Raw genomic sequence first — 12945 nt, 5'->3', positions numbered from 1 at the left:
TCACAAATGACCAATCACTTATGACTAAAATTTATCTTTCATCCCTCGGATACGTGCAAAGGTTTGCACAGGATCGTTACTCTTAGCAGCTGATTGTAGTGTTGGCTGCTCCCAGCGTAAAAAAGGATTGGTGCGTTTCTCCACTCCCAGCAGTGAAGGAATGGTAGCTTCCCCGCGGCTACGGTATGCCTTAACTTCATCAAAGCGTTTTTGTAAATCGGCGTTTTCACCATCGACGGTGAGGGCAAATTGCAAATTTTTTAAGGTGTATTCATGAGCGCACCAGACACGCGTATTATCGGGTAGACAGCGGAGTTTATTTAAAGAGTTCACCATTTGTGTAGGCGTTCCTTCAAATAAACGACCGCAACCCCCAGCAAATAGGGTATCGCCACAGAATAAGTCGCCTGGTTCGTCGGCTATTTTAGGAGAAAAGTAATAAGCAATGTGAGCACGAGTATGTCCGGGAACGAAGATAACTTCAGCTACTTGGTCAGCAAACTGAACATGGGAGCCGTCTTCTAGAAATACCTGCTGTCCCGGGATTCTCCCGCGATCTTCGATTCCACCATAGACTGTCACCCCAGGAAATTGTTGCATTAGCTGCTGATTGCCACCCACATGGTCTTGATGATGGTGCGTGTTAAAAATCGCTACTAACTCAGCTTTCAGTTGTGCCAGTTGCTTTAATACTGGTTCTGCCTCTGCCGGGTCGACTACCGCCGCAATATTTTGTGTGCAATCGTACAGCAAGAATATATAGTTATCGAAAAGTGCGTTGAGACGGATGACCTGCATAACTTCACTCTAGTAAATGTTGGTTGGTATTAATTGGCGTCTTAAATACAGTGAACAACAGGATTATCTATACTAGCTATACGAAGTGTTCATATTCTGTTTATTTTAGCTGCAAAAATCATATAATCACAAATTGCACAACCGTATTTACCCTGTAATAGTATTAAAAATTAGGAATGAATAGCTTGATTAATCAGTACAATTTCTCTGGGGAGAAGTGTAAATACGAAGTTAGATTGATTTTATTCTTTTTGTTAACACATAAAGAAATTTCGTCATCAGGAATCTGCAATATTTGTTCTATTCAGTAAAAATTTAATATATTTTAGATTTTTCTCTGGCTCCTTTTTAATTATTAAAGGTTGAGCAAATATTGTCATGTTTGATTGCATCTGTAGGAGATTTATGAATTATCAAACATTGATTTATAAAACTGTCAATAGTGAAGCAGAAATAGGAGTTAAGCAAATTGTAGATCGAATTCTTACCTCAGGAAGTATGAGCCGTCAAGATCATACTTTACTTACCTCCACTGTCTTTGCTAATGGCGATATTAAGGATGAAGACCGCCGCCAAATTAACCGCATAGTTGACCATATGCAAACTGGAAGGCTAAAGTTACTCGACTGGTAGTATTTATATCTTACTTAGTAACAACTAGTGCGTACACTTGGGCATAGCGAGACGCGCTAGTTTTATTCATGATAGATTTTCATCAATAACTCCACCTATAAAAGACTGAAGCTTTTGCCAGAGGCAAAGATGTTTTCAAATCGACCATCAAGAAGTCATTAAACTAGATTAAAAATAACAGATGAACTCAGCTTCTACAAATGTATGCCCAATAGGATTTTAGCAATGATAAACTACTATAAATGAAACAGAAAACACTAGAAAATGTTTATAACCATAAAACTACTGATTTTAAGTTTAATTTCAAAATTATTTATATATTTTTTCAGTAAAATCTCCCTAGTTAAAGTAACTATACTTAAATTATATTGAATCAGGTTGACAGACGATCAAAGCTAGGATCAATTTTTCAAAAATTTAACATTCATTCATACAAATACTATAAATATATTTATGAACAATCAATTACGCCAACAAGTAATTTCAGCAATTCGGGAGACGATCAATAACATTCGTTATCCCAAGCGTATCCTTGTTGTACGGCAACGCGATCATCAGTCTACATATAATGACTACTTTCTTTATTGGGTTAGGCAAAATGTTCCAGAAGCCGCACACCTATTTGAAGTTCATTATCTTCCTTATGAAATAACTAACTGGGACAAATATGCTCTATTTTTACCTTGGTTACAAGACCCACTTAAAGAAAGATTTCCTCACATTTATCAATATGTCAAAGAAATAGAGGCACAATGCCACTTACATAATATTCCTATTGTTAATCCTGTAGATAATCTCTCAAATTCCATCAAATCAATTGCATCTAAGTTAATTAGCAATGTAGGGATTCGTACTGCTAAAACAATCCCTATCACTGACATAGAGAATTTTAAAAAGACACAAGGAGGGTTATCAACTCCCTTTTTTATCCGGGAAGACTGGGTACATGGTAGCGACATTTTTTTCATAGAACATCTTCAAGAAATAGAGAATGTTCCTTTTGACAAATTCATTGCTCCCATAGCCGTGGAATTTTTAGATACGAAGGGAGAGGACGGACTGTATCGTAAATATCGCTACTTTGCTATGGGAGATGAAGGTATTCCCGGCCCGTTAATGGTTTCAAAATCTTGGGAAGTTCGTGATAACGACAACCGCGTAACTAACGAATCAATCATAGCTGAAGAGATTGCTTACTTCAGTGGAGAAGACCCTAATCATTATAAGTTACAACAGGCAAGAAAGATTTTAGGTTTCGACTTCATGGCTTTTGATTATAGCTATGATCAGCGAGGAAATTTAATGGTATGGGAACCAAATCCTTTTCCAGTAATTTGGGGTTCACATGACGCTGAACCGGAAAAAAGTTATCAAATGCCCTCAATGGATCGCATCTATACAGCACTACTCAAGTATTATTTACATCGTGCTAATATCTCCATCAAAGTTCCCGCTATTTCTAAGTTTTAAATAATAAATTTAGTATTATATCTTGCTACCACATCTACAAAAAAGTTTAGTAGTTGTGTGTTTAACAAAATAACATATGAAGCTTTTCCATTAGAAGAGTGTTTACTAAATGACTCCATTTATTTCAATCATTGTTACCTGTTTTAATCAAGCTAGCTACCTAGAATGCTCAGTTAAAAGCGTTTTAGCACAAACATTTACTGACCTTGAATGCATTATTGTAGATGATGGTTCTACTGATAACACTCAAGAAATTGCCAAGCAATTGATGAACCTTGATCGACGAGTAAGTTACTTCTACAAAGAAAATGGAGGAGTATCTTCAACTCGCAATTTTGGTTTTAGGCAAGCCAAGGGTAAATGGATTCAATTTTTAGATGGTGATGATTGGATTCATGAGGATAAAATTAGATTTCAATTAACTCATGTAACTCCGGAAATAAATGAGAATAATACTGTTTTTTATACAAATTATGAACGAGTATTTATAAATGAAGACCAAGAAGTTATCGACAGACAAGAAAATATTGTCGGTTCTTTGACAAGAGAGCAATTAATTGAGCGATTGCTAATTCCGGATTTTCTAACTGATTCTGCATTTCCTGTACTTCAGCAATGTCTACTGATGAATAGACATGTGCTAGAAAAAAAAATCTTTGATGAGCGACTTAAAGCTCTGCAAGATAGAGATTTTCCACTAGACCTTTTACTTGCTGGTGTAGATTTTGTTTACACACCAATGATCGGGGCATTTTATACAAAACACCAGTTTAATAGAACAAATAATTGGTCTTACATGAAAGATTATTACATTATGTTCTATGAAACAGTTTATAGCAAGTATAAGGATTTATTACCTTTGTGCCAAACAGGTATTAGTTTTTTAATTAAAGAAGCAATTAGAGAAAAAGAAGCAAATAATTTTACTAGGTTGGTAACAATGTTTTACCCACCTTTTTACTTACTCAATCAGAGAATTAAAATTACTTCCAAATATGTCTTAAAACTGATTTACCAAATCAGATTAATTATTCCTAGCTTCTTATTATATGAAAAATATCGAGGTCCGCGATCGCAAAAAATCATAGCTATTTGGTTGAAAATAACTACAATATTCAAAAGCTATAATACCAGCAATTTTATTAGTAGTGAATAAATATAGTTATGAGCAAAGCTAAAGTTTCTTTAGTAGTTAGTGATTTTGCTGGTGGCGGAATAGTTCGAGCATTTTTACTAGCGCAAATTCTCAAAAAAATAGATTATGAAGTAGAAGTAGTAGGCTTTTTATTTGGTAAAGAAATTTACGCTATCCCTCCTTCAGGAATACCTATTAATTATGTTGCTGGTAAAAACTATCCTGATTTTTTCATATCAGCTAAAAAACTGTTAGAAAAAATAGATGGGGATATTATATATGCAGTTAAGCCCAAACCGACAAGTTTTGGGTTATCTCTAGTTCGCAAACTTAGCCATCGTCGTCCTTTATTTTTAGATATAGATGACTGGGAACTGAGTTGGTATGGTGGGTTTGAATGGAAATATAACCCTAACCCGAAGCAATTATATCGAGATATTTTCAAACAAAATGGAGCATTAAAATTTCCCGATCATCCACTGTATTTACAGTGGATAGAACGTTTAGTGCCAAAAGCAGAAGTAGTGACTATAGATACTAACTTTCTACAAAAACGCTTTGGTGGAGTTTATGTACCTAATGGCAAAGATACGGCAATGTTTGACCCCCAGAAGTATAACCCTGAAGTTAGTAGAGAGCGTTATGGTCTGTCTCAATATAAAATTCTCATGTTTCCGGGAGCGCCACGCCCTCATAAGGGAGTTGAAGATGTCTTAATAGCTTTAGATTTATTGAATCAACAAGATTTAAGACTAGTGATTGTTGGTGGTAGTCCTTACGATGATTATGACGACCAACTCATTCAAAAGTGGGGTCGTTGGATTATCAAGTTGCCAAAATGCCCTGTAGAGGCAATGCCTGAGGTAGTCGCCGCTGCTCACATTGTAGTTGTTCCCCAACGAGATACTCTAACTGCTCACGCTCAATTTCCTCTCAAATTGACAGATGGAATGGCTATGGCTAAACCAGTTTTATCAACGCGGGTAGGAGATATTCCCGAAATTTTAGATGACACTGGTTATCTAGTTGATCCTGGTTGTCCTGAACAAATTGCTGAACAAATCAAATTAATATTTGAGGATTTAGAAGCAGCAAATGCAAAAGGGATCAAAGCAAGAAAAAAATGTGTAGAAAAATATAGTTTGGAAACAATGTCATCTACTTTGGCAGAAGTGATGAGCAGATTATAAAAAGTTAGATACCTTAACTATATATTGCCACATATAAATTTATACTTAAATTTTCTATGTCTAACATTCAGTTTTTAGCAAAATTTCTTAAACCTTATCCGTGGCGAATATTGGCAACAATTGTTCTGGGATTTTCTGGCGCTTTATTTAATGGTATTGGTACAACATTAATTGTACCAATAATTCTTAAAATTGTTGGTCAAGAAGTTAATTTAACAGGCGCTCCCCCGATTTTAAAAATAATTATATATCCTTTCGATAAGGTTCCAGATAATTACCGCTTAGCGGTGATGGCTAGCTCTATTATATTCATAATTTTTTTAAAAAATTTAGCCACCTATCTGAGTACCCTTGTTTCTAGTTCTTTAACAAGAACATTAACCTCAGATATGAGAGAAGCTGGGGTGGCATTATTACTAGAAGTAGATTTAAGTTATTACGCTAAGATGCGCGTCGGTGACTTAATTAACAGTCTTGGTGGAGAAATTAGTCGTACTGCTAGTGCTATAGGTAGTTTTATTAAATTAGTAATTCTCGTAATTACTATTTTAGTTTTTGTAGTTTTGTTATTGTCAATTTCTTGGCAATTGACTATTGTTACTACAATTTTATTGGTTTTCATTACTTTAGTAAATCAGTACGCAATCACTCGTTCCAAATATTTTGGTACAGAACTTTCGGAAATGTCTAAAACTTATTCTATTACTGTACTAGAAGTCCTAAATGGAATTCGCTTAGTTAAGGCGACTGGAAATGAAGAAAAAGAATATAAACGAATTAAAAAATTAATTCGATATCGAGAAAAAGCAGATTTTGAATCTCAGGTTAATTCTGAAGCTATAATGCCAGCCAGCGAGGTAACTGGGATGATAGCTTTAATAGTTATTGTTTTAATAGGTCGTGCCTTATTTGCACAACAAATTACTTCAGTTTCCGCTGTTCTATTGACATATTTATTAGTCCTGCTACGTCTTTTGCCCTTAATTTCTCAATTAAATGTTCTACGCAGTACCTTTGCTAACACTTCTGCAAGTGTAGATATTGTGGCTGACTTTTTACGAACAGATAATAAGCCATTGATGAATCGGGGGACGATTCTCTATCAATCATTACAGAAGGGAATATATTTCAATCAAGTTTGTTTTTCCTACCCTCAACATCAAAACTTAGTACTTAACAACGTAGATTTATATTTGCCCAAAGGAACAACATTAGCTTTAGTAGGTGGTTCTGGTGCAGGTAAATCAACAATAGCTGACCTTTTAAGTAGATTTTATGATCCTACCTCTGGCTGTATTACCTTAGATGGTACCGACTTGCGGGAATTCGAGATGAAATCACTACGCAAGGCTATGGGAATTGTCAGTCAAGATACATTTCTCTTTAATGACTCAGTGCGCAACAACATTTGCTATGGGCGATCTGATGTTAACGATGAGGAAATTATCATGGCAGCAAAGCGGGCTAATGCCTATGAGTTTATTAGCAAATTGCCCCAAGGATTTGATACTTTAATTGGCGATCGCGGCGTTCTGTTATCCGGTGGACAAAGACAAAGATTAGCAATCGCCCGCGCCCTACTCCAAAACCCAGAAATACTGATTCTTGATGAAGCCACTAGTGCTTTAGATACAGTTTCGGAACGATTAGTACAAGTTGCACTCGATGATCTCAGCCGCGATCGCACCACACTAGTCATTGCTCACCGACTTTCTACAGTACAAAAAGCCAATCAAATTGCCGTATTAGATCATGGCCATGTAGTAGAAGTAGGAACCCACAAAGAACTTTTAGAAAAAGGTGGTTATTACTCACGCCTTTACTCAATGCAATTTGCCGAGCAAGCCGAAGATTCTCCTAAGCCCCGTTCTATGTTACTGGGAATTTCTCACGATATGCGGACCCAGCTTAACTCAATAATTGGCATTCTGAACTTATTAATTGATGGTATAGTAGACAATTCTCAAGAAAAGCAAGAATTAATCGAGCAATCCTATTATTCAGCGTTAAAAACTCTCGATATGATTAATATGCTAAATGATATTGATAGCACAAAAGCTAGTCAGCAATTCGTTTTAGATTCAGCCGAAAAAATAGAATGTAATTCATATATGGAAAAACATAGTGATTTTTCCGAAAAATTACATATCAGTATCAATGTATTGATTAGATCTTTACATTTGTTATTGGGTAATTTTGATGCTGATTCTCAGCAGCAAAATCAATTAATCAGCGAGAATTATGATTCTGCTATTTCTCTACTGGATACATTACAAATATTGGAGAAAAATTTTTCTCTATAATCTAGAACTAAAACATACAACATATATTACTTATAAATTAAAAAAATGAGCAATTCATCTAAAAAAAGCCAGTATGTTTTTTATAGTGGGGAAATCTCACTAAAACCTGATACAGCACACGAAATTCATGATGTTCTTTGTGCTAATGCCGCCGCTAACTTAGGATACTCCTCTGTTTTAGCTTATCCAGATAAATTCAATAATTCTTTTAATCCCTTATTGTTACTTTATCCTTATCGCCCAAGAAGGCCAAATCCAGAGTTTATTGAATTTTATGATATTGATGAAAAGCTGAAAGTTGCTCCCTTACCCATGCCTTGGCCTATTGATCAAGTAGGTAGTAAATTCACTAACTCTAGTACGCTCGTATCTAAATACTATTTACCTATCCATATCCTACCCTATACTAAAGTTGTACATACTAGAGATTGGAATTTTGCCAAAGCCGCAGTCAAAAATCAGATTGTTACTATCTACGAACGTCATTATTATCAAGATAAGAAATTTGAGCTAGAAATTGTCCACAACCCATATTTTAAAATTGCTATAACTCAGTCGGAACCTATCAGAGAAAGCCTCATAGAATCTGGTATGCCTCCAGAAAAGGTTGTTTGGCTACATAACGGATTCAACCATTCATTCTTACTGAGACAACCTGAAGAAGCTCAAGCATGGCGACAAGAATTACTTAAAGAACAACGTAAGTATTTAGTTGTTTATTCCGGTGCTTTGTATCCTTTTAAAGGAATTGATGTTTTAATTGACGCAGCCAAAGAACTACCTCAAATTCAGTTTGTCATAACAGGTGGGACAGAATCACAAGTACAAGATTATCAGCAAATAGCCAAAAATAAAAATATAGAAAACGTGAAATTTTTAGGCTGGATACTTCCACGGGAACGGTTAGTGAGTTTGTTTCAAGCAGCTGATCTTTTAGCTCATCCTCACTGCTCTGGACAATCAGCGAATTTCACTAATCCAGTTAAGTTTTTTCAGTATATGGCTTCGGGAACACCAATAGTCGCTACGGAAATTCCACCTTTAATGGAATTCAAGCAATCGCCTTTGGTAGCTGTTTGGAGTGAACCAGATAATCCATATAAATTTGCTGAAGCTATTCAACATGCTTTAGAGGCATATCCGAGGAAGAGCGAAGGTTATGCCGCTAGTATCGATTTTGCCCATCAATTTTCTTGGGAGAATAGAATTACCAAAATATTAAGTTTTTTAGAATATTCTATGCGCCCACCATTATCTGGTGATGGTGAAATACTGAGTGAAAAACTACAAATTATTAATACTTAAATGACTATCAAGACTATCGGTATGATTAGCAGCTATTCATCACTTAATACAAGTGCTGATTGGATGTGGCAACAAACCCCTAATCATTTTGGCTTATGGGACAATATCCAAATATTGACAACCGCACCAAAGCCAGATTTTTTGTTACTCTATCAATTTGATTTTCCCCAACCATCCCCACCACAATCTTGGTTAGATCGTTTGCGTAATCAGCAACAAAAACTAGAAGTTAATATCGAATCTTTATTGCGTGGTGTCTCTAAAGAGCGAATTATTTATTTTCTCCGCGAACCACCCTTAGATGAAATTGTAGAAATCAATAAAAATAATTATCAGACAGCACAGCAGTATTGTGGCTATGTTACTGGCCCAGATGATTTTGCGCCTGTTCCTGACTATATGCCTGCTATTTGGTATCATGCCAAATCATTTGATGATTTAAATGAAATGCCAATACCGAAAAAGGTTGCACCATGCAGTTGGATTACCTCTGGAATTAACCGTACAGCTAACCATCGTCAGCGGTTAAATTTTCTGCGTTCTCTCCAAGAAAGTGGGATTAAGTTTGATTTGTATGGTCGTAACTTATCTGAATGGTCGCAGACCAAGGGAGAACTAGGTCACAAGTGGCATGGGATGGCACCGTACTACTATAATTTGGCAATTGAAAATTATGCCGACAATAGTTGGTATGTAAGTGAAAAAATGTGGGATTCTTTGTTGGCATGGTGTCTACCAATTTATTATGGTGGATCTGCTGCTGATAAATTATTACCACCAGGCAGTTTTTTAAGATTACCTAGCTTAGACGAAAAAGGTAGTGCTTATATTCAAGAAGTGACTGCTACCCCCGATGCTTGGTATGCAGCTAAAGATGCGATCGCGGAAGCGCGTCAAATCATTTTACACAAACTAAATTTAGGGAATTGGTTGTCAAATTTTGTTGCTCAACACTCATAAAATATGAATGGTATTTGTACCCTTGGCAATGACTATGTTTATGATCAACTGATTGCTTTGCTCAATAGTATTGATGTGATACTAGGTTCGGATATCCCTGTCTGTATCTATCCTTTTGATGAGCAAACCCAACGGATTGCTGACGCAATAGCTAAGCGTCCTAATGTATTCTTGTACGATAATCAACAATCAATTCAACGCTGGGATGAATTTATGTTGAAGGCTAGTCCTGCTAGCATGAATAGAAACAAATATAGAATTTATGGTGGTCATCGCAGGTTTTGTGCATTTGATGGACCCTTTGAGCGATTTGTTTATTTGGATGCCGACACTCTAGTGATGAATTCACTAGATTTTGTGTTTGATAAATTAGATGAATATGATTGTGTAGTGTATGATTTCCAGTTTAAACATCCAGACAAAGTTTATAATATTAAATCAAATAAATTGTATGAAATCTTTGATGAAAATCGCCTGGTGGAAGAAATATTTTGTTCGGGATTTTATGCTTCAAAAAAAGGATTATTTAATCAAGAAAAATTAGCAGAGTTATTATCTTATCTTCAGTCAGGAGAAAGAGAAATACTTTACCCTACAGGCGATCAACCAGTTCTCAATTATATGTTTATGAGGTCTGGTATACCTGTTTATAACTTTGCGAATCACTTACCTGATAACCAAGTTACAGGCTGTACTGTTACTTCCAAGCATTTTGAAGAGAAAGATAAAATTTTATACGACAAGGGCAATCGGTTAACATACTTACATTATATTGGCGTTCCTCCTCACATCAATCAAGCAGTATGTGCTGGAGAAAATATTGAGTTTCCCTATCGAGAATTATTTCTTTATTACCGCTACTTACACGAATCTGATAAGCGTCCAGCATTCCAAAATATTTCTAAACCTTATGATGCACGATCACCCAATTTATTCACCAGAGCTTTGAGAAAATTTAAGTTAACTCACCAAGGATAATTTATGAGTCGGGGAATTTATATAGTTGCTAACGATTATGTCATAGATAATGCCATTGCCTTACTCAATAGCATTCGTTATTATGACCAGGAAGTACTAATTTATCTTATACCTTTTAATGATAGTTATCAAAAAGTTGCAGATAAACTGAGTACATTACACAATGTGCAAATTTTTCCAAATTTAGAATTGATTGAGCAATTTACTAAACGTATAGGCGAAATCTTTGATCGGGATTTCCTCGCCTTACCAAACAAAATGCGTAAATTGGTAGCATGGTTTGGACCTTTAGACGAGTTTATTTATATTGATACAGATATTGTTGTTTTTGAAAAAATTGCCGAAAATTTAGAGAAGCTTGCTGAAGTTGATTTTTTCTGTTGTGATTATCATCATGCCAATGACAAACTGCGCAATATTTTTTCTTCAGTAATTAAAGAGCAGCAGATTTTTTCAGATAATCAACTCGAAGATGTTTTCAACAGTGGTTTTTGGGCTTCGAGAAAAGGCGCTATTACTGAGCAGCAGATGGATGAGACTTTGCGCGAATGTGCTGCGCATCGCGAATATTTTGATTTTTCTGAAGGAGTTACAGACCAACCGCTTCTCAATTATCTCGTTCTCAAATTAATTGCTAAACGCGGTAATCTTGTCAAAATTCCTGGGGGAGGGCCTGGTAGTTGGGCTGGTTCACGAAATTTCCAACAACAAGACTACGCTCTTTATGACCGAGGACAAAGGCTTAAATATCTCCATTGGGCTGGAATCAAGATGAAAAGCAATAGTCCCTATTGGGAATTGTGGAATCACTATCGCTACCTTCATGAGGGTAAACTTGCTTTTATCCCAAAACTAACTCGTCGTTTATTCCCCTTTGTTACTGCCCATACTTGATATCAGGAGTATTTTTATGAGTGATGGGATTTACACTCTAGCTAATGATGTAGTTTATGACCAACTGGTTGCTTTACTCAATAGTATAGAAGCTAATGCTGGCAGAAAAATTCCGGTTTGTGTCATTCCATATAATGAGCAGTTAGATAAGGTAAAGGCAGAGGTCGCAGCAAGGGATAATGTCACCTTATTTGAGGACTATGCTTCCATAGCTCGCTGGGAAGACTTTGGCTCTCGTATCTGGAAAGCTCACCCAAGAGCATTAAATCTATGGAAAGAATATGGTTTAGGAGAGAATTTCCGTATAGAAAGACATCGAAAACTTTGCTGTCTAGATGGCCCATTTGACAAGTTTATTTTCTTTGATGGAGATACGCTGTTGATGAAACCACTAGATGATGTCTATCAAAAATTGGATGAGTATGATTGGATTGCAAATGACTATCAATATAAATCGGATTTAAACTATATTTTTAACTGGACAGAAGATAAACTCGATAATATTTTTAACAAAAAAAACGTCAGTCATCTAATTTTTTGCTCTGGTTGGTTCGCTTCTAAAAAGAAGATTTTTGATGATAGTATGTTAGCCAAGCTGCTAGAAAATTTAGAAGCAGGCGAAGCTGATGCACTAGCTTGGGCTGATTCTGATCAAACAGTTATAAACTACTTAGTGTTACGCAGTGGGATTTCTTACTATAACTACGCTTATCATGGCACTGCTACTGGTTGTCATTGGAATTCTCAATTTGATACCGTAGATAATATATTGTATGACCAAGGGGAACGTCTGACATATATTCACTATATGAGTGTAGCTTCTTCATATTTTACGCGGCTTTGTTCTGGTGAATATGTTGATATTCCTTACCGCGATGTTTTCTTACATTATCGCTATTTAAAATGTCCTGAGCAGCGTCCGCAAAGATTTATTCGTCTAACTGCACTCATGCAGTTGCAAAAGTTTATTAGGATTTTTATAAAGCAAAAAATTAACAATATTAAACTTAAATATCGCAATTTTAGGAATAGAGTTCCTCAATAAGTTTTAGGCAAAAATTAAGGAGTAAAAATGCTTGCTTCAACAAATTATTGGTAAGAGATGATTTATAAAGTAAACCTTAAATTGTAGTGGATTGACACAGCTAATTTTGTGCATTAGAGAGGATAAAATAAACCGCCGATAAACGCCGATAAGACGGATTTTTTGAATGCAACATCTGAAGGGGTGACAAAGGGGCTGAAACGAAGGAAAGAAGGGAGTGTGACCGTTTTGAGG

General features: G+C 35.8%; 11 protein-coding genes. 10 read left to right on the top strand and 1 reads right to left on the bottom strand.

What is annotated here, in order from left to right; translation table 11 throughout:
- Positions 1-24: 24 nt before the first annotated feature.
- Positions 25-798 (bottom strand): hydroxyacylglutathione hydrolase, encoded by a 774-nt coding sequence (gloB, locus tag BV372_RS31155; protein WP_086690834.1) that lies wholly within the window; start codon positions 796-798, stop codon positions 25-27.
- 405 nt (positions 799-1203) lie between these two features.
- Here gloB and BV372_RS31150 point away from each other — a divergent pair, with 405 nt between their 5' ends.
- The 10 genes from BV372_RS31150 to BV372_RS31105 all read left to right on the top strand — a co-directional run bounded on the left by BV372_RS31150 (position 1204) and on the right by BV372_RS31105 (position 12711).
- On the top strand, positions 1204-1431 hold the full coding sequence (locus tag BV372_RS31150) for a hypothetical protein (RefSeq protein WP_086690833.1): 228 nt from the start codon (positions 1204-1206) through the stop codon (positions 1429-1431).
- Between the two features lie 453 nt (positions 1432-1884).
- Positions 1885-2901 carry a hypothetical protein gene (locus BV372_RS31145; protein WP_086690831.1) on the top strand — a complete coding sequence of 339 codons (1017 nt, stop codon included), beginning with the start codon at positions 1885-1887 and terminating at the stop codon, positions 2899-2901.
- 109 nt (positions 2902-3010) lie between these two features.
- Positions 3011-4057: a glycosyltransferase family 2 protein gene (locus BV372_RS31140; protein WP_086690830.1), complete on the top strand. Its 1047-nt coding sequence runs from the start codon at positions 3011-3013 to the stop codon at positions 4055-4057.
- An 8-nt stretch (positions 4058-4065) separates the two neighbouring features.
- Positions 4066-5226: a glycosyltransferase family 4 protein gene (locus BV372_RS31135; RefSeq protein ID WP_086690828.1), complete on the top strand. Its 1161-nt coding sequence runs from the start codon at positions 4066-4068 to the stop codon at positions 5224-5226.
- Between the two features lie 56 nt (positions 5227-5282).
- Complete coding sequence (locus BV372_RS31130) at positions 5283-7529, top strand: ABC transporter ATP-binding protein (RefSeq protein WP_086690826.1); 2247 nt, start codon at positions 5283-5285, stop codon at positions 7527-7529.
- 45 nt (positions 7530-7574) lie between these two features.
- Complete coding sequence (locus BV372_RS31125; protein ID WP_086690824.1) at positions 7575-8834, top strand: glycosyltransferase; 1260 nt, start codon at positions 7575-7577, stop codon at positions 8832-8834.
- Positions 8835-9794: a glycosyltransferase family 10 domain-containing protein gene (locus BV372_RS31120; RefSeq protein WP_086690822.1), complete on the top strand. Its 960-nt coding sequence runs from the start codon at positions 8835-8837 to the stop codon at positions 9792-9794. It begins immediately after the preceding gene.
- Between the two features lie 3 nt (positions 9795-9797).
- Positions 9798-10772, top strand: a complete 975-nt coding sequence (locus BV372_RS31115; RefSeq protein WP_086690820.1) for an Npun_R2821/Npun_R2822 family protein — start codon at positions 9798-9800, stop codon at positions 10770-10772.
- A 3-nt stretch (positions 10773-10775) separates the two neighbouring features.
- The gene (locus tag BV372_RS31110; protein ID WP_086690819.1) at positions 10776-11666 is read left to right on the top strand and encodes an Npun_R2821/Npun_R2822 family protein; all 891 of its coding nucleotides are present in this window, start codon (positions 10776-10778) and stop codon (positions 11664-11666) included.
- Between the two features lie 16 nt (positions 11667-11682).
- Complete coding sequence (locus tag BV372_RS31105) at positions 11683-12711, top strand: Npun_R2821/Npun_R2822 family protein (RefSeq protein ID WP_086690816.1); 1029 nt, start codon at positions 11683-11685, stop codon at positions 12709-12711.
- Positions 12712-12945: the final 234 nt, after the last annotated feature.

Source organism: Nostoc sp. T09 (assembly GCF_002154695.1).
Classification (GTDB): Bacteria; Cyanobacteriota; Cyanobacteriia; order Cyanobacteriales; family Nostocaceae; genus Aulosira.
Note: the sequence above shows the minus strand (reverse complement) of the source record. Positions and strands in the feature narration are given on the sequence as shown.